This is a genomic window from Treponema sp. R6D11, from assembly GCF_054786075.1.
The window spans coordinates 1-333 of sequence record NZ_BDHD01001312.1; the positions used below are offsets into that span (position 1 = coordinate 1).

At 43.2% G+C, this 333-nt stretch carries 1 protein-coding gene; it reads left to right on the plus strand.

Translation table 11 applies throughout. The features are described from left to right. On the plus strand, nt 1–333 hold a 333-nt coding region (gene mreD, locus ACYVTD_RS18555; protein WP_461249065.1), incomplete at both ends, for a rod shape-determining protein MreD.

Consider the following 333-nt stretch of genomic DNA (forward strand, 5'->3'; position numbering starts at 1 on the left):
TTGTAGATAAGGCGCAAAGAATTAACGGCAGAAAAAACACGTCAAGAAAGAACGCTATTTTACAATCAACCTTACGTCAGGATTTTTCGCTTTTCGGCGCTTTTCCGGATATCGCCCTGTGCATACTGGTATATTCGGCTTATGTTAACGGAACTATGACCGGCCAGCTCTCCGGATTTTTCTCAGGGTTATTTATCGATTTTCTAGCGGGCCCGCCATTGGGTTTAAATTGCCTGATACGAACTATTGTCGGAGCCGTTACGGGATTATTCAAAGACGCGTTCTTTCTTGACGTGTTTTTTCTGCCGTTAATTCTTTGCGCCTTATCTACAA